The sequence below is a fragment of the Sphingomonas faeni genome, from assembly GCF_003053745.1.
In the GTDB taxonomy this organism is placed as follows: Bacteria; Pseudomonadota; Alphaproteobacteria; order Sphingomonadales; family Sphingomonadaceae; genus Sphingomonas; species Sphingomonas faeni.
Window position 1 is genome coordinate 1 of the sequence record NZ_QAYE01000012.1, and the last position, 23,432, is coordinate 23,432.

Annotated in this window: 13 protein-coding genes; 6 read left to right on the forward strand and 7 right to left on the reverse strand. The window is 61.7% G+C overall.

The features are described 5' to 3' along the window. Positions 1–203 precede the first annotated feature (203 nt). Both C8J25_RS18190 and C8J25_RS18195 read right to left on the reverse strand, forming a co-directional pair. Positions 204–1,223 carry a LacI family DNA-binding transcriptional regulator gene (locus C8J25_RS18190; RefSeq protein ID WP_341871546.1) on the reverse strand — a complete coding sequence of 340 codons (1,020 nt, stop codon included), beginning with the start codon at positions 1,221–1,223 and terminating at the stop codon, positions 204–206. A 4-nt stretch (positions 1,224–1,227) separates the two neighbouring features. Next, complete coding sequence (locus tag C8J25_RS18195) at positions 1,228–2,469, reverse strand: MFS transporter (protein WP_244187202.1); 1,242 nt, start codon at positions 2,467–2,469, stop codon at positions 1,228–1,230. A 185-nt stretch (positions 2,470–2,654) separates the two neighbouring features. On the opposite strand from C8J25_RS18195, the gene C8J25_RS18200 reads away from it, so the two are divergent. The 5 genes from C8J25_RS18200 to C8J25_RS18220 all read left to right on the forward strand — a co-directional run bounded on the left by C8J25_RS18200 (position 2,655) and on the right by C8J25_RS18220 (position 11,615). Further along, complete coding sequence (locus C8J25_RS18200; protein ID WP_107955807.1) at positions 2,655–4,925, forward strand: beta-glucosidase family protein; 2,271 nt, start codon at positions 2,655–2,657, stop codon at positions 4,923–4,925. A 137-nt stretch (positions 4,926–5,062) separates the two neighbouring features. Next, the gene (locus tag C8J25_RS18205; RefSeq protein ID WP_107955808.1) at positions 5,063–8,335 is read left to right on the forward strand and encodes a TonB-dependent receptor; all 3,273 of its coding nucleotides are present in this window, start codon (positions 5,063–5,065) and stop codon (positions 8,333–8,335) included. Between the two features lie 55 nt (positions 8,336–8,390). Beyond that, on the forward strand, positions 8,391–9,092 hold the full coding sequence (locus C8J25_RS18210) for a SapC family protein (protein ID WP_107955781.1): 702 nt from the start codon (positions 8,391–8,393) through the stop codon (positions 9,090–9,092). Beyond that, entirely contained in the window at positions 9,085–10,119 is a 1,035-nt protein-coding gene (locus tag C8J25_RS18215; protein ID WP_107955782.1) for a cupin-like domain-containing protein, read from the forward strand. Before C8J25_RS18210 ends, C8J25_RS18215 begins: the two co-directional genes overlap by 8 nt. Beyond that, positions 10,116–11,615, forward strand: coding sequence for a tryptophan halogenase family protein (locus C8J25_RS18220; RefSeq protein ID WP_107955783.1), 1,500 nt, complete (start codon positions 10,116–10,118; stop codon positions 11,613–11,615). Before C8J25_RS18215 ends, C8J25_RS18220 begins: the two co-directional genes overlap by 4 nt. Positions 11,616–11,728: 113 nt before the next feature. Here C8J25_RS18220 and C8J25_RS20385 read toward each other — a convergent pair whose 3' ends face one another. The 5 genes from C8J25_RS20385 to C8J25_RS18240 form a co-directional block, all read right to left on the reverse strand. Then, the gene (locus C8J25_RS20385; protein ID WP_244187205.1) at positions 11,729–12,028 is read right to left on the reverse strand and encodes a hypothetical protein; all 300 of its coding nucleotides are present in this window, start codon (positions 12,026–12,028) and stop codon (positions 11,729–11,731) included. 81 nt (positions 12,029–12,109) lie between these two features. Further along, on the reverse strand, positions 12,110–13,834 hold the full coding sequence (locus C8J25_RS18225) for a DUF885 domain-containing protein (RefSeq protein ID WP_107955784.1): 1,725 nt from the start codon (positions 13,832–13,834) through the stop codon (positions 12,110–12,112). A 716-nt stretch (positions 13,835–14,550) separates the two neighbouring features. Further along, positions 14,551–15,570 (reverse strand): IS110 family RNA-guided transposase, encoded by a 1,020-nt coding sequence (locus tag C8J25_RS18230; protein WP_208622641.1) that lies wholly within the window; start codon positions 15,568–15,570, stop codon positions 14,551–14,553. A 331-nt stretch (positions 15,571–15,901) separates the two neighbouring features. Next, positions 15,902–16,465, reverse strand: a complete 564-nt coding sequence (locus C8J25_RS18235) for a 3'-5' exonuclease (protein ID WP_107955786.1) — start codon at positions 16,463–16,465, stop codon at positions 15,902–15,904. A gap of 243 nt (positions 16,466–16,708) precedes the next feature. After that, entirely contained in the window at positions 16,709–17,743 is a 1,035-nt protein-coding gene (locus C8J25_RS18240) for a site-specific integrase (protein ID WP_107955787.1), read from the reverse strand. A gap of 902 nt (positions 17,744–18,645) precedes the next feature. Here C8J25_RS18240 and C8J25_RS18245 point away from each other — a divergent pair. Next, positions 18,646–22,989, forward strand: a complete 4,344-nt coding sequence (locus C8J25_RS18245; protein ID WP_107955788.1) for a Calx-beta domain-containing protein — start codon at positions 18,646–18,648, stop codon at positions 22,987–22,989. The last annotated feature ends 443 nt before the right edge of the window (positions 22,990–23,432 follow it).

Consider the following 23,432-nt stretch of genomic DNA (forward strand, 5'->3'; position numbering starts at 1 on the left):
GAGCCGCACTAACAGGTCGGACACATGGCCGCACCAACCAGCATTGCAACGCGACTGTTCAAGCTTGCCAACGGAGGGCCGTCCACACATGGGTCCTTGCTTCAAATCGGGGCTCATAAGTGAACCACTGTAACCATAAGGTTGGTCGACGGTAACAAGCACCTAAATACTGGAGATGCTTTCGGTTGGCCTGTTTGCGTATATTAAGCCGGTCCCGAACTTGAGCGCCCGATAAAGGTATATGGTACCTGAACCGATCGCGCGGGCCGGTCGCCTGCCTGTTGGTACGAGGGATCGGCCAGGATATCGATGGCCACGCTTGCAAGAACGGCATTGGGCTGACGAATGGTGGTCAGTTGAGGCCACGCCATGCGGGAAATAGGCGCGTCGTCGAAGCCGACGACGGAGAGGGCCTTTGGTACGGCAATGTTCCTATGCGCGGCGCTGACCAGAACACCCAGAGCCATCTCGTCGTTCGCGGCGAACACGGCGCTGGGATGGTCGTTGGTCGAGAGGATCGCGTCGCCGGCCGCCATGCCCGACCTGAAACTGAAGTCGCCGGCTTGAATCCAGGCCTCTCTAATGCCGATTCCAGCGCAACGCATCGCGTCGCAAAAGCCCGCCAGTCGTTTGCCAGCCGCATCGTGCGATACGATCCCCTGAACGAACGCAATGTCGCGATGCCCCAGAGTGATAAGGTGATCGGTCATATCGCGCGCGGCCTGGTAGTCGTCGATGTGAATCACCGCGGCCGATGAGCCGGTTCGTGATGAATTCAGTTTCACGACCGGGATGCCGCGTTGATCGAGCAGGTCGGTGAGATCGGACCAGTCGCAGATCGGCGGGGTTAGAATGACCCCGGCGAGCTGCAAGGCCTGCAACGTTCTCGATACCTCGTCGAGCGTCTCGGGCCCGTCGCGGTCGATCCTTTCGACGACGAGATGATAGCCGTGATGGCGGCAGCGGGCCATTGCGCCCAGCTGGACCTCTGCAGCGTACCCCGATGCCGGATCGTCGAAGAACAATCCGATGAGGTAGGACCGCGAACTCGACAGGCTGCGGGCGTAGGCGTTCGGGCGATAGTCTAGTTCCGCGACGACGCGCAGGACATGATCCCGCACCGCTGGCCGAACATGCGCCTCCGCATTCATCACCCGCGAAACGGTCTTGGGCGACACGCCCGCCGCTCGCGCGACATCCTTGATGGTTACCGGCGGCATCATCTTGCTATAAATCCCATGTTCGGCGCCGCCACCACGCGAACGCCGCTATGATGATGTAGCAGGCGCCTGGGAGGATGAATGACATCGTCAAGCCGACCGCGTCCGCAACAACGCCGGTCAGCAACGGGATGATGGCACCGCCGACGACCACCATGCACAACAGCATCGAGGCATAGGTCGCGGTGGAGTGATCGTCGGGCAGCGAAAGCGCGAAGATCGTCGGATACATGATAGCGTTGCACAGTCCGACCGCGAGCAGTGCCGTGGCGGCCAAGAGCCCCTGCAGGCCGATCGCGATCGCCACGAGCGCGACGGCGGCGATCGCGCAGCCGAGCAGCATCGTCGGCGCACCATAGCGGGTGAGGTAGCGCGCGCCTACCAGTCGGCCGACCAGCGCACCGGTCCAGTACAGACCCACGAGTTGCCCCGCCGCGACCGGCGAGACGTCCAGAATGTCGGGCATCGCCAGATATTCTACGAGCAGCGTGCCGATCGTGACCTCGGCGCCGACATAGGCGAACATCGCGCCGCCACCTGCCAGCAAGCGCCGGTTCGACAGCACGCCGACTATGCCCGAGAGCGGCACGCGACGCGGCGCCGAGGACGCGCGCAGCAGATCGCGTTGGCAGATGAAGGCTGCGGCAAGCACAAGTGCTACCAGCGCGACCGCAAGGAACGGCAGAACGACTCGTATGTGGTCTGCCAGGTCACCAAATCGTTGCCGACCCGTCCCGAGCAGCAGCGCGGATCCTGCCAGGGACGCCAGTACGGTACCAAGCGAGTTGAAGCCTTGCAGCAAGGTCAGTCGCGAGACGGCGCGGCGTGCCGGTTCGACAACCGGGACGACTATGTTGGCGGCGATCTGCAGGAAGGTGACGCCGCCGGCAATCGCGAGGAGCGCGAGTAGAACCGTCATGTACCCAAGCGACCCGAGCGAGGCAGCCAGCAGGCCGCAACCCAGCGCGATGACGACCAGTCCCGCCGCGATGCTTCGCATGTAGCCGAACTTCACCACCAGCACGGTGATCGGCACGGCGAAGAGGAGATAGCTCGAATGGAACGCGAACTGCACCAGCAGCGAGCGGGTGTGGTTCAGCCCTTCGATCATCCGCAACCGGGGCACCAGCAATCCGACAAGCGAGTTGAGGAATCCGCCGAGAAAATAGACGCCGATACAAAGCTGGAACAGCAGTGTCGCGCGCTGTTCGCCGGTAGCGGGCGCAAGGGGCATGCTGCTGGTGTTCACGCCTCATCCTAGCAAGGCGGGGCTGCTGCGCAATGTATGACGACGGCATCGTGCTTCGCATTGACATCGATGTCGGAGTTGGCGATCACGCTGCCAAGCCGCTCGGGAAAATGCGGCATGGGAGGATATCTACGATGAGCACGGGATTTCCGCGCATCGCCTGCGCGCTGCTGAGCGTTGCGCCGATGGCGCTTTCGGCGCAGGCTCTGCCAAAGGTGGGGTCTGCAAAGGCTTCAGCTTCCAAGGTGGCCGGCGGAACGGGCGCAAGGACGTCAGAAATCTGGCGTGACACGACGAGAACCGCGGCGGACCGGGCTGACGCTCTGGTAAAGGCGATGACCAGGGCCGAAAAGCTGCTGTACGTGCACGGCATATTTCCGCCGATGGCGAAGCCGGTGACATCCGACATGATTCCGTCCGCCGGTTACGTGCCCGGAGTCCCCCGTCTCGGTATACCGACGTTGCGTGAGAGCGATGCGTCGCTGGGCGTTGCCAATCAGGTCGAGCAGCGCAAGGGCGATGTGGCCACTGCGCTGCCCGCAAGCCTTGCCACTGCCGCGAGTTTCGATCCCGCCATCGCCTATGCCGGGGGCGCAATGATCGGCAGTGAAGCGCGGGCGAAGACCTTCAACGTGTTGCTTGCGGGCGGCGTGAACCTGACGCGTGATGCCTGGAACGGGCGGAACTTCGAGTATCTCGGCGAAGATCCGCTGCTCACAGGCGTCATGGGCGCAGCGTCGATCCGGGGCGTTCAGTCGAACCATATCGTCTCGACGATCAAGCATTTCGCCCTGAACAGCCAAGAGACCGGACGAGCGGTTCTCGACGCGCGGATCGATCCGACGGCACTACGGGAAAGCGACCTGCTGGCGTTCGAGATCGCGATCGCGGATGGGAAGCCGGGTTCGGTGATGTGCGCGTACAATCGCATCGACGGCGACTATGCTTGCGAGAACAAGTTCCTGTTGACCGACGTCCTGCGCGGAGACTGGAGATATCCCGCGTTCGTCATGTCCGACTGGGGTGCCGTACATTCCACGGAGAAGGCGGCCAACGCAGGGCTCGACCAGGAGTCAGGCCAGGAACTGGATGCCAAGGTCTATTTCGGCACGCCGCTTGCGGACGCCGTCGCTGCCGGGCGGGTCTCGACGGCGCGGCTCGACGACATGGTGCGCCGAATCCTGACCGGGGTCATTGCCAGCGGTCTTTACGACAATCCCACGCCCAAATCTGCACAGCCGATCGACTATGCCGCCAACGCCGAGATCGCACAGCGTACCGCCGAGGCTGGGATCGTTTTGCTCAGGAATGAGAAGGGTCTTTTGCCGCTTGCCAAGACGGTGCGATCGATCGTGGTCATCGGCGGTCATGCGGACGTCGGCGTGCTGTCCGGGGGCGGCTCGTCCCAGGTTCGCTCCGTCGGCGGCGTGCCGATCGAGATCCCGCTCAAAAGTGGCGCGGCAGCCTCGTTCGCCCGGATAACCTATCACTCGTCATCGCCGCTGCGTGCAATCCGGGCTCTGGCGCCGAACGCGCAGGTGACGTTCGTCGACGGCACCGACCCGGTCGCCGCTGCCAAGGCGGCCCGTGCCGCCGACCTCGCAATCGTGTTTGCAACGCATTGGCAGACCGAAGCGCAGGATGCGACCTCCTTGTCGCTACCTGATAACCAGGATGCGGTGATCGACGCAGTCGCCGCCGCCAATCGACGTACCATCGTCGTACTGGAGACCGGTGGACCTGTACTCATGCCATGGGCTACGCGGGTGACGGCGATCGTCGAAGCTTGGTATCCGGGCCAGCGTGGCGGCGAGGCGATCGCGCGCGTGTTGTTCGGCGAGGTCGATGCGTCAGGCCGTCTGCCGATCAGCTTCCCGCGGACGATCGAGCAACTCCCTCGCCCTCGGCCGATCACATCGCCGACTGGCGCGACCAGCAACGATGCCTCGGCCAATGCCGGCGCCGGAGATGCCAGCCTGCTTCCGGCCTATCCCGTCACCTACCAGGAGGGGGCGAACGTCGGGTATCGTTGGTATGCCTCACGCAAGGACACGCCGCTGTTCCCCTTCGGCTTCGGGCTGAGCTACGCCAACACGAAGATCAGCAACCCACGGTTTTCAGGCGGGACCAATGCCAGCGTAACGTTCGCTGTCACCAATCAGACCGCACGTACCGGCACCGCCGTACCTCAACTCTACGCGACGTCGCCGGACGGTGGCACGCCTCGGTTGGTCGGCTGGTCACGTCAGACGCTGGCGGCCGGCGAGACCAGGAACGTGACGATCACCGCTGACCCACGCGCGTTGGCACGGTGGGAGACCTCCGGCTGGCGATTGAAGGGCGGCGCGTATGCGCTAAAACTCGCGACGGACGCGCAGACGAAGATCGGCGCAGGGACGGTCATCCTGACTGACCGGCGCCTTGCGTCGGCCCGTGCTGCTTTTGACACACCCTGAGACAAATCCGCGCCTGTTGGACGTCGATGTCACGCTCTGATTGACATCGATGTCGGACGGCAGCACGGTTGAGTAACGCGGGGTTACACCGCCAGAATCATATACCGGTAGGGACATGCCGGTCAGGGAGGATGAGTATGAGGGGATCTATTCCGTCGGCGTTCGCGCGTTCGACGTCGGTGTTCGCGCTGGTGGCGGGGCTGACGATGCCCGGCTTGGCGAATGCGCAGGCCGCTCCAGATCAGACGCCGACCGTTCAGGCTCAACAGGGCACGCCACAAGCCGATACGTCGCCAGGCGTTCCGCAGGTTGAAACCGGTGCGACCGCGACCAACGCGATGCCCGACCAGGCCCCAGGCGACGAGATCGTCGTGACCGGCGTTCGCGCCTCGCTCGAGCGGTCGATCGCGATCAAGCGGGACTCGTTCGGCGTCGTCGATGCGATCAGCGCGGAAGACATCGGCAAGTTCGCCAACACCAATCTCGCGGAATCGCTGCAGCGCATTACCGGCGTGTCGATCGATCGCCGCAACGGCGAAGGCTCTACCGTCACGGTTCGCGGCTTCGGCGCGCAGTACAATCTCGTCACACTCAACGGCCGTCAGCTCGCGACATCGAACATCGTCGCGGTGGGCGGTGATCAGGGCGGTGACGGTGCCGGCGGCTTCGGTCGTTCGTTCGACTTCTCCAACCTCGCTTCCGAAGGCGTAAAGACGCTGGAGGTCTACAAGACCGGCCGCGCTGCTATACCCTCGGGTGGCATCGGCGCGGCCGTGAACGTCGTCAGCCGTCGTCCGCTCGACTCCAAGGATACGGGTCTCTTGGGCTCGCTCGGCGTCAAGGGCAGCTACGACAACAGCTCGTCAGACTGTTTCGATTGCGGTGCGCGCGTGACGCCCGAAGTCTCGGGCACCGCCAGCTGGAGCGATCCCAATCAGCGCTTCGGCGTGTCGCTGTTCGGCAGCTACCAGAAGCGCAACTTCAGCTTCTCCAGCGTCGCGCCGGACAACTGGAACATCCGGTCGCTGACCGATTTCCTCAATCCCGGCAACGGCTTCGTCAATGGCCAGACGGTGATCAACAATCGGCCGACCAACGGCAATGTCCTGGTCTCCGTGCCGAACGACTCGCGCTATCACTTCTCCGAGGCCAGCCGCGAGCGCATCAACGGGTCGGGCGTCATCCAATTCCGTCCGACCGACACGCTGACCTTTACAGCGGACGGCCTCTACGCCCAGCTGCGCCAGTCCGAACGTCGCTCGACCCAGTCCAACTGGTTCAATCGCCCGTTCGGCGTGGTCACGTTCGACGACGCCAGCAACGGCATCGCGACGACGAGCTTCCTGTCCGAAACGATCAACGGCGTGAAGGACGAAGCCTTCGAACAGGCGTATCGCGCGCAAAAAAACAAGCTGTACGACTTCGGCGGCAATATCGAATGGAAGCCGACCGAGCGCTTCTCGCTGGCGATTGACGGTCACATCGGTCGCGCGGACAGCTCGCCCGATAATCCCAACGGCCAGACATCGACTACCGTGGCCTTCAACGCGCCGGTCGTCGCCGCGCATTCGCTTACACTCGGCAAGAATGGCTTCCCGCAGCAGACGATCGCGATCAACGACGGTTCGGTCAGCACGACTCCCAACGGCCAGTCCTTCATCAAGGGCAACGGCAACGGCGTGATCGATCTCGGTGATCTGTCGAGCGCCGTGCAGCGTCAGTTCGCGTCCAATCAGACGCAGCGGGTCAAGGAACTACGCGCCGACGCCGGATGGGCATTGAACGATCAGCTCCGCCTCGACGCCGGTGCTGATTATCGAACCACCAATACGCGCCAGACGCAGTACAACACGCGCCAGGTCCTGGGTGACTGGGGCAATTCGCTGCCACCCGACATCGCGCGTCTCGCGCCCGGTCAGGTCTTCCAGTTCTGCAACGTGTGCAAATTCGAGCACAACGACGGAAATCCGGACGCCAACACGCTGGTGGCATTCCGTACGCAGGATGCGACGAAGCTCTACAACACGCTTCACGACTATTATCTCGGCGTGACGAACGACGGCGTGAACCACGCCGACAATATCGACGCGAACGACGACAACCGTGTCCGCGAAAACATCTGGTCGGGCTATGTCCAGGGATCCTGGAACGGCAAGCTGTTCGATCACAACGCGCAGCTGGTTGCCGGCGTTCGGTACGAGAACACCAAGGTGCGAGCGGTTTCGCTCCAGCCGGTGCCGACCGCGGTCGTGTGGACTGCCGACAACGATTTCTTCGTCTTGAACACCGCCGATCGGCAGACGTTGTCGTCGCGTGGCGGTTACAGCAACTGGCTGCCGTCGGTGGATGCCAAGTTCGAGGTCGTCGACAACCTCTTCGCCCGCGCCTCGTACAGCAAGACGATCTCGCGTGCCGGTTACGGCGACCTGTTCGCTTCGACCAACGTCGCCGGTCCGGGCCGCCCGACCGCGATCGGTGGCATTGCCACCGGAACTGCGCATAACACCGATCTCGATCCGCTGTCGTCGGACAACATCGACGTCTCACTCGAATGGTATCCGCGCAAGGACGTGTTCCTGTCGGCGGGCTTCTTCAACAAGAAGGTTCACAACTTCATCGGTCAGACCGTGGTCAACCGCAACCTGTTCGGTCTGCGCGATCCCACCTCGGGCACCGCTGGCACGCGCTCTGGTACGGCACGTCAGCAACTCGCCGGTACGTTCAACGCCGACATCACCGACGTGAACCTGTTCACCTACACGGCGCTGCTGCAGCAGAATGCGGGCAACGTCGCGACGACGAACGCTCAGTTCGCAGCCAACTACAACACGCAGAGCCGCGCGTTGAACCAGGGGTTCGTCGATCAGATACTCGGCCAGTACGATATCACTGCCAACGGGCAGGATCCGCTGTTCAACTTCGCGGTGAATACGCCGATCAACAACCAGGACGCGCATATCTACGGCGTCGAGCTCGCCGGGCAGTATTTCCTCGGGGATACAGGCTTCGGCGTGGCAGCCAGCTACACGCTCGTACGCGGCAACATCGGCATCGACATCGCAGCCGATCCGAGCGTAAACACGTTCGCACTGGTCGGTCTGTCTGATACCGCCAACGCCACGCTGATCTACGACAAGAACGGTATCTCGGCGCGCATGTCGTACAACTGGCGTGACAAGTTCCTCAGCGGCATCAACCGCGGCGGCGATCGCAATCCGGTGTTCACCGCGCCCTATGGTCAGCTCGACCTGTCGGTGAACTTCGACCTCACCTCGCGTTTCGCGCTAGGGTTCGAAGCGATCAACATCACCGAGGAGGGCGTGCGCTCCTACGGCCGCGACAAGAGCAACATCTGGTACCTGTCGGAAGGGTCCGCACGGTATCTGGTCGGAGCGCGATACCGCTTCTGACCAAGCGGCGAGAAGGCCGCTGACGACAGCGGCCTTCCTCGTCTAGGATCATCTCATGGCCTCGGTACTTCTTAACAACATCGACCACCGCGATCTGCGTGTCGCGGTCGGTCATCACGCGCGCTACGGCGATGCGATCAACCAGACGCGCGTCTTCCCGGCCGAGTTCGAGGAACTGCAGCGCGACTATGCGATCCTGCTGCGTCGCGATGAGCATGGTGTCCTATTCTCGACCGTCCTGTTGGGGCTCGATCCGGATGAGAATCTATTCCTGGACGGCGAGAAGTGGGACGCGCGGTACGTTCCTGCAGCACGGGCCCGCGGTCCCTTCTCGATCGGTTCGGGTGCCGATGGCGAACCTATGATCCACGTCGATCCGGACCATCCGCGCATCGTCGATAACGGCGAGCCGGTGTTCCGCGAGCTCGGCGGTAACGCGCCGTTGCTCGATCACGTCTCAGCAATGCTGCAGCGAATCTATGTCGGTCTGGAGACCGAGAAGGCGATGTTCGATGCGTTCGCCGCCGCCGGCCTGCTCGAACCCACCACGCTGCAACTCGATTTCGCCGACGGGCGTCGTTATGACATTCCCGATCGCTTCACCGTCGATGCGGGGAAGCTGGCTGCGCTCGACGGCGATATCCTGGCACGGCTCCACCGCGACGACTTCTTGCGTCCGGCGTTCTGGATCGCCTCATCGCTCGGCAATCTTCGCCACCTGATCGATCGGAAGCTTCGGAAAGAGCTTCATGACTGAGAGCTTGCGGGTATCGCGACCCGTTCGCGAGATCGATCACTCCGGTGTCCTCGATCTGGAGGCGTTGATAGCGACGGAAGAGCCGGTGATCCTGCGCGGGCTCGCCGCCGACTGGCCGCTGGTCCAGGCCGGACGCAGGTCGCCGCAAGAGGCTGCCGCCTATCTGCGCCGGTTCGACGCTGGCCGTCCCGTCACTGGCTATGTCGGCGATCCCGCGATCAGGGGACGCTTCCATTATGACGAGACCGCCACCGCGATGAACTTCACCGCCAAGCGGATCGCGCTTGGCGACTTCCTCGATTCCGTGCTTGGTCATCTCGGCGACGCTGAGGCACCCGCTTATTATATCGGTTCCACCGATCTCGACACCTATCTCCCCGAGTTCCGCGCCGAGAACGACCTGGTGCCGCACGGCAACGTGTTCGATCGCCACCCGTCGCTCGCCAGCATCTGGATTGGCAACCGCACGATCGCGTCCGCGCATCATGACATGTCGAACAACGCGGCGGTCTGCGCAGTCGGGCGACGACGCTTCACGCTGTTCCCACCGGATCAGGTCGCCAACCTCTATCCTGGCCCGCTTGCGCCTACGCCGGGTGGACAAGTCGTGAGCATGGTCGATTTCGCCGCGCCCGATCTCGATGCCTATCCACGCTTCGCCGCTGCGGTCGCCGCCGGATCGGTGGCGGATCTGGAGGTGGGAGACGTCCTCGTCTATCCGGCTTTGTGGTGGCACCATGTCGAGGCGCTCGACGACTTCAACGTGCTCGTGAACTATTGGTGGAACGCGGCGCCCGCCTTCATGGATACGCCGATGGACACGATGCTGCACGCTCTGTTGAGCCTGCGCGACCGGCCCGCGCACGAGAAGCGCGCGTGGCGCGCGATGTTCGATCATTACGTGTTCGGCGATGCGGAGGCGGTCGCAGCGCATCTACCACCGCCTGCGCGCGGACCGCTCGCACCGCTCGACGAGCCCGGCGCACGTCAGTTGCGCGCCTACCTGCTGCACCGGCTGAACCGATGAACCATACTTCTGAACCTCCACGTACCCGCGTCATCGTCGCGGGTGGTGGCACCGCGGGGTGGATCGCTGCCGCAGCAATCGTGCGCCAGCTCGGGCCCCTGGTCGATGTGACGCTCGTTGAATCGGACGAGATCGGCACCGTCGGCGTCGGCGAATCCACCATACCGACCGCGCGCAGTTTCCACGCGTTTCTCGGCATCGACGAGGCCGCGTTCATGCGTGCCACGCAAGCCACCTTCAAGCTCGGCATCGCATTCGAGAACTGGCGCCAGGTCGGCGACCGCTATTTCCATCCGTTCGGCAGCGTCGGCAGGTCGGTGGCTATCGCCGACTTCCAGCATTTCTGGCTGGAGGCACGCGCACGCGGGTTCGGTGGCGCGTACGGCGACTATTCGCTCGAACAGCAGGCTGCCGGCGCGGGCCTCTTCGGTCACGACGAGCAGCATTCGCTGGCCTACGCCTATCACCTCGATGCGACTGCCTATGCCCGGTTCCTGCGCACGCTGGCCGAACCCTGCGGCGTCCAGCGCGTCGAAGGACGCATCGAACGGGTCGAACGGGACGGCGAGGGGGGCAATATCGCCGCGCTCGTCTTGGCATCGGGTGAGCGGATCGCGGGCGACATCTTCATCGATTGCACCGGCTTCCGCGCGCTTCTGACCGAAGGCGCGCTCGGGACTGGCTTTGAGGACTGGTCGGAGTGGCTTTCGACCGACCGGGCGCTTGCCGTGCAGACGGAGACGGTCGCCCCCCCCGTGCCGTACACGCGTGCGATCGCGCACGATGCCGGCTGGCGCTGGCAGATCCCGCTCCAGAAGCGAACCGGCAACGGCCTCGTCTATTCCAGCGCGCATATGAGCGACGACGAGGCGCACGCGACATTGATCGGTGCTCTGGATGGCCGTCCGCTGTTCGAGCCGCGATCGCTCCGTTTCCGCTCCGGGATGCGACGCCAGGCCTGGAACCGAAACTGTATCGCGCTGGGTCTGGCGGCGGGATTCATCGAGCCCCTCGAGTCGACCAGCATTCATCTGATCATGAATGCGGTGATCCGCCTGATACAGCTGTTCCCATTCCGGGGCGACGATCACGTCGCACTCGCGGCGCGCTTCAACGCGCAGTCCCGGCACGAGTGGGAGCATGTGCGCGACTTCATCATCCTCCATTACCACGTCACCCAACGTGACGATTCTCGGTTCTGGCGCGACTGCGCGCGCATGACGATCCCCGATAGCCTCGCTGAGCGGATCGCACTCTTCGCGAACACCGCTGGCGCCTGGCAGGGACAGGACGACCTGTTCAGGATCGATTCCTGGGTCTCAGTCATGCTCGGGCAAGGCGTTGAGCCCCGCGCGCATCATCGCATCGCGCGCATCATTAAGGAACAGGAGTTGCAAACCTCCTTTGCAGATCTTTCCAGAGGAATAACGAGTACAATGCGGGCGCTACCGCGACATTGCGATTTCCTAGCGCGGTATTGCCTGGCTGACGGCTGATGCATCACGTAGCCACTGCTTTCGACGGATATTCTACAAGACGGGAATACTCTAGGGTGTGGAGAAGGCGCCCACTAACAAGGGTTTCTGGATCCGCAAGGCACTGATATCTCTCAGCCATCCGCGCTGCTGTTTCCAAAGGCGGCGCTACACCTTCTCTCACGATGAACCGCCGTCCGAAGTTGGGAAGCGTAAACGGGCACCGGAGTGTCCGGAAGTGAGTCGGCGTCAATCGAAGTTCGAAGGTGCATGCCCGGAAGCCCGCGTGCGCATGTTCCTCGGCAATCCACTGCAAAAATCGACAGCGGCATCGCACCGGCTTCCTGTACATCATCGAAATGCTTCACTTCGAAGCGATTGCCGGTCATGGCCTTGGCCTTCTCCCGTACGCGCAGCCGGGCAGTATGGTCGATATTGAAGCTGTACGCCTGCCCGGGTGAAACGCAATAACGCTCAACCCTACGCTGCGAGCATCCGGGGCAAAGCCGACCGTATCAGCGTGATTTCTCTGCCGCGATCCACTTTATCATCTCGGCTTCCATCGCTGGCAAAGGGACTGAGCCCATGTTGAGCAGGGCGTCGTGAAAGCGGCGCTGGTCGAAGCGGTCGCCCAATTCCGCCTCCGCCTTCGCGCGCAGCTCGCGCATCTTCATCTCGCCGAGCTTATAGGCAAGCGCCTGGCCCGGCCAGCTGATGTATCGGTCGACTTCGATCTCGACGTCGAGCTTCGCGAGCGCCGTGTGTTCGGTGAGATAGTCGATCGCCTGCTCCCGGCTCCACCCCATCGAGTGGATGCCGGTGTCGATGACGAGGCGCGCGGCACGCCACATCTCGAAGGTCTCGCGACCGAATTCCTCATACGGGGTGCGGTACATGCCGAGCTTGGTGCCGAGCCATTCCGAATAGAGCCCCCAGCCTTCGCCATAGCCCGAGAAGTACGTCTGACGGCGAAAGGCGGGACGGCTGGGCGCTTCCAATGCCATTGCGGCTTGATGGCTATGACCGGGGACACATTCGTGCAGCGTCAGCGCAACGATGTTGTAGAGCGGGCGAGACTTCAGGTCGTAGGTATTCATGAGGCATGCGCTGAGCCCACCGCGACCCGAGGTGTAGACCGGCGCGATCGCGTCGGGCACCGGCTGGATGGTGAAGCGATAACGGGGAAGGGTTGTAAAAACGTCCTTCAGACGTCCGTCCATCCGCTTCGCTACATAGGCCGAGAAGCCGAGCAGTTCGTCGGGGGTTCGGGCGTAGAATTGCGGGTCGCTGCGTAAGAATGCGAGAAAGTCGGCGAAGCTGCCTTTAAAGCCGGTGGTGGCAATCGTCGCCTTCATGTCGGCGTCGATGCGCGAAACTTCTTTGAGGCCGATCTGATGGATCGCCTCCGGTGTGAGCTCGAGGGTCGTGTATTCGCGGATCTGACTTTTGTAGAACGACTTGCCGTCAGGCAGTGCAGTGGCGCTGACCGTCGTGCGCGTTCCGGGCAAGTAGGTGCCGCGGTAGAAGACGAGGAGCTTCGCATAGGCGGGGGCCGCGGCGTCGTCGACCGCAGCCAGTCCCTCGGCGCGCAGCCTCGCCTGCTGGCTAGCCGGAATCGAAGCCGGCATCGTCTTGAACGGTTCGGCGAGCGGGTTGTCGGCGCCCGGCTTGGTAAAGGCGGCGATGGTCGCATCGCGTCCGGCGAGTGACACGCGTGGCGGCGTGAAGCCGCGCTTTAGTCCAGCGCGCATGTTGGCGATGTTCTGGCCGAACCAGCGCGGCACGTCCTTAACCCGGCCGATGTACCGACGATAGTCGTCGGCGGTCTCGAGAGGGGCATAGGGCTTCACTTCGCCCCAGAAGTAGGAATCGCTGTTGAGCGGCGCCTCGTAGGTGCGGAAGTCGATGTTCGCGACTTCCCCGCGGAGCGATTCCTCGAGGACGAGGGCGTTCAATCGTTCTTCGGGCGAAAGTTGCGCCGCAGGAATACGCGCGATGCGGTCGAGAACTGCGCTCCAGTAGCTGCGCCGGCGCGCCCAGTCACCGGGGGTGACGGCGGGGAAATGATCATCGGACTTGCTGCGCAAGCCGTCCGCAATCTGCGCGCGCTCCTTCTGTCGCCATTCCCATTCAGCGTCATAGATCGCCTTAAGCTGCGCATCCGCCGAGCTCGGCTGCGCCCATGCCGTTGCTGGAGCAAGTGCGACAAGCACCGTCGCGGCCACATATTCAGACCTCATCGTGTCCCCATTTTCCGCTTGTTGCGGCAGTCGTATCTCCCTCGGTCGGCAAGGGAAAGCGCGCCAGCTTTGCTTTCGTCGGCGCCGTGAAATTCGAATGTGTCGTGTCTTCGTTGTAGCATCTTGCCAGCTGTGGATGAACGAACGGCTGAAGTTAGGAAGAGTGTAGGATAGTCTGAGCGTCCGCATTTGGGTCGTAAGCGGAATGGCCGGATGGCACGTTATGGACGCTGACAGCGTAGGCCCAGAACAGTGCCAAAAGTCACTAGTCCGCAAGCTAGAGCGAAATAGAGACTCCCTGCGAGTACCCCTAATCCCGACAGTCCGTCGTGAGAAGCGGTATGCAAATACCGCTCAGTCAGAGCCACCTTCATTGGGTAGAAGCCCGTGGGGAGAGCAATAGCACCGAGCAAAGTGGCAAGACCAAGCCGTTTCAACGTCATCTAAAAAGACTGCCAGCATAAACGAACGTATGGCTCGCCCCGTTTGCAAGTGAGATTTTTGATGATCTGATTAGTCTGCGCCAACGTATGCGGTCTCGTAGGCAAGCCCACGGCCAAGATGGAAATCCGCGCGTCTGGAGCCTCATAATGTCCACGGCATCGAGTGCCAATTCATTCATCGGGCCTTCCAAACGCCGATCGACTATCAGGCCATCTCCAATCCTTCCTGCAAACCTCGTGGGCTACGCGTGATACCTCACGCTGCCGAACTGTTTATATTGCAACGGGGTAGTTACGCTGAAATGGCATGTCTCTGCGCAGGGCAGCCCACGCGATGCGAGCGAGTTTGTTGGCAAGCGCCACCACGATGGCATTGCGATGCACGCCTCGTTCGATCATCCCCTGTAACCATCGTCCAAGCGGCGTGTCGCCTTTGGACAAGGACGGCAATGCAGCTCTGGCGCCATGGATGAGCAGCGTACGCAAATACGTGTTGCCGCGTTTCGAGATACCCAAGAGGCGCGGCTTGCCGCCCGTTGTGTGTTGGCGAGGGACTAGGCCGAGCCAAGCGCCGAGATCTCGGGCTTTGCTGAAGCTGCTACCATCGCCGACCGCGGCTACCAGCGCGGTTGCATTGAGTACGCCAATGCCTGGAATGGTCGTCAGTCGACGCATCGTAGCGTTGCTGCCCGCCATCTCGACGAACTCCCCGTTTAACATTTCGATCTTCGTATCGAGTTGCTTCCATTCCGCACGCATTTCCGCGATCAACCGGCTCATACGCGACGATAGGGTGTTGTCACCCTCAGTGAGCAAATCGTCGATGCCCTGCTCAAGCTTGCGCCGCCCGACCGGGAAGCTCACCCCACGTTCAAACAGAACCGCGCGAAGTTGATTTATCAAGTTGGTCCGTTCAGCCACCAGGCGCGATCGCGCGCGGTATAGGGTCTGGATGTCCAACTGATCCTGCGTCTTCAGCTCGACGAAGCGCATCGTCGGTCGAGAGGCCGCTTCAGCAATCCCTTCCGCGTCCCGATCATCGTTCTTTTGCGCCTTCACGTACGGACGGACATACTCCGGCGACATCAGCCGTACCTCGTGACCGCTTGCAGCAAACAGTCGGCCAAAATGATGCGCTCCGCAGCAGGCCTCCATCCCGATCACGCAGGTCGGAAGCTTTGCCACGTAGTCGATCAGTGTCTGGCGTCGCAGCGACCGGCGCAGGACAACTGTGCCCCGCTCATCGACACCGACCATGCTGCAAAAGGTTTTGCCCAGATCAATTCCAAGGATTGCAATAGACGCGATAGACATCGACTCGCTCCTTCCTTTTCAAAGATCGGCATCATATCCGATGCTGGATAAGGGGCGAGCCATCCCATAATGTCTGCAATCGGCAGGCGCCTGGCCAACGCATAACGCCCCGATGTGGGCGTACTCACACTACGGTTATCGCACGTCTGGCGAACGCTATGCCGACGACGCGCCGCGCGTCCCTCAGATCGGCGCCACGCCCTTGCGCTCGTCTTCGCAGACCCGTGGGTGGCTCATTCGCGACAACTGACCGCGAACGACGAAATATCGGTCGTTCCACGTGACGGGGTGGCCGGAAGTGCCGACACCGTCAGCCTCCACGACGGTATTGCTCCGCCAGCTCCGTCGCTGCGCCTCGAACCGCAAGCCATCGTTGACGCTCCGCCTCGGCGTCCGCCAGTGCTCTATGAGCTGGCGCCTTGCCGCGCGCGCGCACCTCGATCAGCGTGACCAGATTCTCGACCGTTGCGTCCAGCAAGTCGGACGGGACACTGGGGGCAAGGATCATGCGGGCATCTTCGTCGATGGCATCATCGGTGTCGCGAAAGCGAAGCGCGCGCCGGTCGAGGCCCGCGCCACGAAGCAGGACGCTAAGCCATTTCCCGTCCCAGGATGGCGCGCTAGCGAGGAGGTCGTGGCCGGAAAGTACGTCGATCATGCGCTGCGCAACTACGTCATGGGGCTCTCCTGCGCGCAGCAGCGTGCTGCGAGAAATATGATGGATAGCCTCCGCGTCTTCGTGCCAGTCGGTCCACGATGGTGCTGGGCGGATGAGGTGGGTCTCGGACCGCCCGTCCGCAAACACCCACGCCACCTCGATCGGGTAGCTTTGCTTGGCGAGCGACGACGCTTCGAAGTCGAGAAAAACCAGCATGAGATCGTTAGCAGCCTTCGCGGGACGGTCCGAATTGATAGTGCATTGGCGTCTCCGCCGCCATGGCTGGGCATAAGCTGAGCCGCGACGGCCAAGGCGCTTTCCACAGACCTGTGCGCGCCTACCGACCAAATCTAATGGGGTCGACTACTAGACATGTATTTATGTCGACATGTCGATTATCATACATGTGAGGAGGTCCGCTTGTGATGGGCAGGCAGGACACGCTTAATAATCAGGGACTTACAGAAATCGCTGTCCCGCATGATCCTTGAAGAGATCCGCATTACGGACATAGTCGGCGAGCACCTGCACTGATTTATGCCGGCTCACCTCTTGTAGTTTGAAGATCGTCGCCCCTTGCGACGCGCCCTCGGTGAGGAACCCTGCGCGTAAGGAATGCCCCGCAAAGTGCGTCGGATCATAGCCGGCTGCCGCTGCATGATGCTGGACCAGGCGCGCGATCGCCCGGTCCGACATCGCGGCGGGCGTCATCGCGTCGCGCCGCGACAGGCGACGAAACAGCGGTCCCTCGGCATGCCCGGCCGCAGCCATCCAGGCGAGAAGCAACGCCTTGGGTCGAATGCGCGAGCCTTCGGGGATCGCGATGACAATGCCCTGCCGGGCCTGATCGGTCTTGGAATGGGCAATCGTCACTCTGAGCCCTTCGGGTACGATCCCGATATGCTCGACCTGCAGGGCGACAATCTCGGACCGCCGCAACGCGGCCGCCATGCCGATCGCCAGGATCGCACGATCGCGTAACGCTCGCAGCCCTTCGCCTTCGATAGCGGCCAGCATGTTACGGAGCGCGGCCGCGTCTGCGGGATGCTTTTGCCGTTTGGCACCGCCATGTTCCGCGCGAATGCCGGCGAGCACTTCGGCCAGGCGCCCAGCGGTCGGCATGGCGGTCGGCGCGGGATACCCGCCAGCGCGGTGATGATGCCCGATCGCCGCCACCCGCCGATTGATCGTCGACGGGTTGAGCCCGGCAGTTGCCTGATCACTGGCAAAGACAGCGACGACATCAGGCGTCGCCGGCAAAGAGGTCAGGCCGTGCTGCGTGCACCACGCCGTGAAGATCGCCCAATCGGAGTCATATGCGCGCCGCGTCGCGCCAGCGCGGGCGGCTTTGGCGTATGCGGCCGCCCGCTCAATCTTTTCATGGAGAATCGCAGGGAGCGTCGGCTCGTCGGGATCTACCGTAACGAGCGCGGTTGGTGCCAGCGCGAGGTCCAGATCGACCGGCGTTGGCTCGAGGGGGTGTGGAGCGACCATATAAGCGTGTGTGCCACGCTCGCTTTCGGCGCGCTACCTTTTCGTCCGAGAATGACAGTTATCGGACACAGAGGGTGGTTATTAGGGTTATGCTGGTTATGAGGGTTTACCGATCTTCTCCTCGCCTCCCGGCTTTGCCGATTTATTCAGTTATTCTGATATTGAAGTTTTGGAAGCAGTGCGACCGCATCTCGGCCTGTCGATCAACCGGTCGTGGGCCATGATCACGAAATGGAACCGGTTTTCCTGGTCGGCGATGCTATTGGACCGGTCCCTGAACACTGGCGATGACCTATGGCTACATTCCCGCGGATCATCATTCGTGTGAAGTAATTGATTGCCAGAGCATTCATTCAGCAAACAGCCGCGTTTATTGAACGCTTCCAACCGATCGATATACAAAGTTACAAGCTTAAACTGAGGTTTTTTGATGTCATCGCCAATCGTCGGCCATGTATTTGGCAATCTATCTATCGACAACAGGCAAGCATGGTTCCGGCATATACCCAGACGTCCTCCGGTATAAGCCGATGTCTAACCTCGAACGTCGGCGTATGCTTACTATGTTCCGTCGGGGGGGGGTAACGACGTTCCGAAGCAGACGCCGGCGCCTTGCACCCGTGCGCAACTCGAGCAGGTGCTTATAGCTTGAGCAACGGCGCCATTGCCATGTTGCTGACGACGGGGAGGGCAGGATCACCCGCATTCGACCTGTTGTTGCGTCGACGACGCGAGCACGAGCTCGGTGGATAGGCCCAAGCGTAAACAGAATTGACGGAGCTAAGCTCTATAAAAGGTTATGAAATTTGATAACCTCCCGTCATCCTGGTGTCATCTTTCTCCTAGATGACGGGATCAACGGCGCCACCTCTCAAATGGCGCATTCATAAAATGGGGTAGAGATGACTGCGTTCACCGATAGCGAGCACGCCAGCACGATAACCAACGCAGTTGCACCACAGGGACCGCAGCTTCTCTACTCAACGAACTTTGATGGGTTCACCGCGACCGGTTTCGCGCCCGGCGCAACCAGCGGCCGACTGAACTCAAACGTGTTCCGTATCCTGGGGCTGAGCGACCTCGCCGCTCCAGCCTATGGCTTCACTTCTCCCGCGGCTGGAGCCCCGGCGAACGACTTTGGCCGCGGCGTGATCCTCGGCTCGGCAGACCCGACTAGCGGAGGCGTATATTCCCCATCGGCCAACGCAGCGCTGGTAGTTCAGCCAACTGGCAGCGACTTTGTTGAAGGCAACGGCGCGATCGAAGCCCGCATCCAGAACACGACCGGCTTCACTGCCACGAGCTTCGAAGTAGCCTTCGATTGGGCTTACCGGAACAGCGGTGGGCGGGCCAACGGCCTACAGCTGTCCTATTCGTCCGATGGTGTCAGCTTTACGCCGGTTTCATCCACTGCCTTCACGACGCCCGGTGCCGCTGATACCACGGTGGCCGCTAGCTTCACCAACGTCGCGGCTATGGTGTCGATCAGCGACGTGGTGGTAGCCGACAGCGGCTACCTATATTTGCGTTGGGGGCACACCGGCTCATCTGGCAGCGGCAATCGTGATGAGATCGGCATTGATAACCTCAATGTGCGCGCGGGTGTCACCGATGCCCCGACCCTTACCTTTTCGGATGTTACGATCGAAGAGGGGAATAGCGGAACGCGTTTTGCGGCTTTGACACTGACGCGCACTGACACCGAGGGAACGGCGACTGTTAATTACACAACGGCTAACGGGACTGCGCTTGTAAATAGCGATTACCGCATGGACTCCGGGGTCGTGACCTTCAATCCTGGTGTCGCCACCGTGACGATACAGCTCGCAATCCTGAGTGACACGCGCAACGAGCCGAACGAATCCTTCTTCGTCAACTTTTCCAGTCCGCAGGGCTTTCTGCTTCCCGACAATCAGGCGCGGGTGACGATCACCAACGACGACACCGGGCCGGTGGCGATCTATGACATCCAGGGCCTCGGTCACCGGTCCGCCTACGAGGGTTTGACGGTCCAAACCTCGGGCGTCGTTACGGCGTTGCGAACGACTGGCTCAGACCGCGGCTACTATCTTCAGGATGCGACCGGCGATGGCGATAGCCGTACCTCCGATGCGATCTTCGTGTCGACCGGCAGTGTTTCGCCCACAGTTGCGGTGGGCAACGCCATCACTCTGACGGGGAATGTTACCGAATACACGGCCAACGCTGCCAACCTTACGATCACCCGCCTAACCGGCACCACGGGCGTCACCGTCACCACCGCCGCGGCAGCGCTCCCGGCAGCGACACTGATCTCAACAGAGGCGGGTGGTTATGCTCCGCCAACGCAGATCATCGACGACGATCGCCTGCAGAGCTACGAACCCGCGACCGACGGGATCGATTATTATGAGTCGCTCGAAGGTATGATGGTTTCGGTGCGCGCCCCCCTGGTGGTGTCGGCGACGGACACCGTTGGCCAGACTTACGTTGTGGCCAACCAGGGTATTGGCGCGACGGGCGTCAATGAGCGGTTCGGCATTACGATCTCGGCTGGCGACAACGCGCCGGAGAAGATCAAGATTTACGCGCCGGGTGGTGGCACGTTCGATCAGGGCGACGTCCTTGGCGATGTCACGGGGATCCTCACGTATTTCGGCAACACTGGCGGCACTAGCGCGAGCTATGAGCTGGACCCAATCGGGGGGCTCACCGTTACCAACGACCGGCCAGCGCCAAGTCGCGAGACTAGCACGATCCTTGGCGACACCGATCATATGACGATCGCGAGCTTCAACGTCGAGAACGCCGACCCGGGCGACGGAGCGCAGAAGTTTCAGCTGATCGCGACCGAGGTAACGCAGGCACTGCGCAACCCGGACGTGATCGGCCTTCAGGAGATACAGGACGCGGATGGCGCGGGGACCGGCACGGACCTGTCGGGAACGGCGACCGCCCAGTCGATTATTGATGCGATCGTCGCAGCAGGCGGCCCCCGCTACCGTTATACCGAAGTGGAGCCGTCCGGGCCTAACACGACGGGCGGCGAACCGGGCGGCAACATCCGCAACGGCTATCTGTACAATCCTGACCGGGTCAGCCTGGTAGACGGCAGTGTCCGGCTAATTGAGGATCAGGCGTTCACCGGCAGCCGGCGACCGCTGGTCGCCACGTTTGGCTTCAATGGCGAGGAGGTCACGGTGGTCAACGCCCACAGCACGTCGCGAGGTGGGTCGGACACGCTGTTTGGAGCTAATCAGCCCCCCGCCCAAGCTGGCGACGGCTCGCGTACAGCGCAAGCTAATGCGATTAAGAGTTACATCGACACGCTTCAGGCTGCAAATGTGAACGTGCATGTGGCGACGCTCGGCGACTTCAACGGTTACTATTATGAGACTGCGCTATCGCGACTGACCGATGATGGCAGGTTGACCAATCTGTACACTCTGCTGCCCGTCGAAGAGCGCTACTCCTATCTATTCGAAGGTTATCTACAGGCTTTTGACAACATTATCGTCTCGAACAACCTGCTTGATGGCGCTGCATTCGACGTGGTGCACTACAACGCTGAGCAGCCCGATAGCAGTCGCATCACCGACCATGATCAAGCACTGGCCAAACTTTACATTCCACGAGCGAACACGGCGCCTACCAATCTGACGATCAGTGCCAGCAGCGTGGCCGAAAACTTGGCGGCAGGCACGGTGGTCGGCAACGTTACTGGCCAGGACGCCGAAGGTGGCGCTCTTACCTACAGCTTGCTCGACGATGCGGGCGGGCGCTTTGCGATCAACGGAACGACTGGGGAAGTTACCACCCGGACCCTACTCGATTACGAGGCAACGCCAACGGTCGCGGTCACGGCGCGAGCCACGGACGCAGGCGGACTTTTCCGCGATCAACAGTTTACCGTTACCGTCACCGACGTAAATCCAGAGATGGTCGTCGGTACTGACGCCAATGAAACAGTCATCGGCGGAGCAGGCGATGACGTGTTTTCGATGGGCGGCGGCAACGATCAATTGTTCGGCAGAGCGGGCATGGACCAGCTGTTCGGGGGTGCCGGAGACGACCTGCTCGACGGTGGTCTTGGTCCCGACATCATGGACGGTGGGGCCGGAAACGACCTCTATATCGTCGACAATGCGGGTGATCAGATCGTCGAGGCTGATGGCAATGGCATTGATTCGGTCGAGGCAAGTATCAGCTACGTGCTAGGGGCCAACTTGGAAAACCTAACGCTGATCGGCACTGCCGCGATTGATGGAATTGGTAACAACGGCAATAATTACATCCTAGGCAATGTCGGACGTAATTTGCTTGGGGGCGGTGCGGGTGACGACATTATCGCCACGGTAGCCGGAATTTCCGCAATCAAGCCGGACGCTGGCTTCGATCGCGTCGACGGCGGTGCAGGCACCGACACGCTTATGCTTGGTGGATACCAATCCGATTATCACCTGCTCAGTGCCGGAGAGCGCACATTCCTAATAACAGCGCGGGGTGCGACGGAGGTCACTGGTGTCGAGCGAGGCAATTTCAGTGATACAGCAGCGCAACCTTGGTCGACTGTTACTTCTAGCACTGCCAGCTTTGATGCGTTGAGCTACATCGCCGGCTACAGCGATTTACGCGCTGTCTACGGGACCGATGCCGCTGCCGGGGCAAGTCACTTCCTTCGGTTCGGCTTTGACGAAGGTCGATCACTGTCGTTCAACGCGCTCGACTATATCGCTTCGTACAGTGACCTGCGGGCGACCTACGGCATCGATGGAAGCGCTGGTGCAAGTCACATGATCCGGTTCGGTGCCAACGAGGGCCGCAGCGTCACCTTCGACGGCTGGGCGTATCTCGCGTCCTACGACGATCTCATCCGGACGTATGGCCCGAACGAGGCGTCGGCGGCCCAGCATTTCATCAGGTTTGGTGCCGGCGAGAACCGGGCGACCACCTTTGATGCGGCCGCGTATGCGGCAGCCAACCCTGATCTGGCCGCAGCATTCGGCACCGATCGGGAGGCCCTGGCTCGCCATTACGTTATGTACGGCTACGCAGAGGGGCGAGCGCTCGATGCCGGGACATCCGCGCCAGCGATGGCTGCTCTTGCAGCAGATCCGGTAGAAGTGGCAGCGCCAGCACCTTCCCTTGCGGCTGCTTTTGTCAGCGACACCCCGGGCCATGGCGACGCCGTCCGGTTCACCGGTGAAGCCTGGCTCGGGATGTCCGAGGTCAATCACGTCGCGGCAGACAACTACGTCATCGCATAATTTTGCGGCATATCCCACGGACCATCGGTGATGTTCGGTGGGATAGTAGCCGTTTGCAGAGGCAGCACTGGCCGTGACCGCCACACATGGAGCCTTGGGATTCTGGTCGTTATAAACTGGTGCGCCGAACTTCTGCCCCGGCGTCCCCCCGCAACTTTGACAATCGTCAAAGCGCCTCATTACTCGCAATGACTTCCTCGTTTCGGGCCCTGTCGGCCACACCAATTTTTCCTTGCATGACGATCCCGACGTAATCACCCCACTGTCGGGACTTGTGTCTCTCGCCAGAAAGTAGGGTCCGATCAAGCCACCTAAACACCGGCCTTTTCAGTTGGTCGCACGTAGGCCTTTGCCGCTTCGTTCCGCCAACCGGCTGAACGGTTGTGCGGTATTATGTCGCTTGAGCAACGCCGCTACCGCGGAGGGAACTTGCGCCGTAGAAG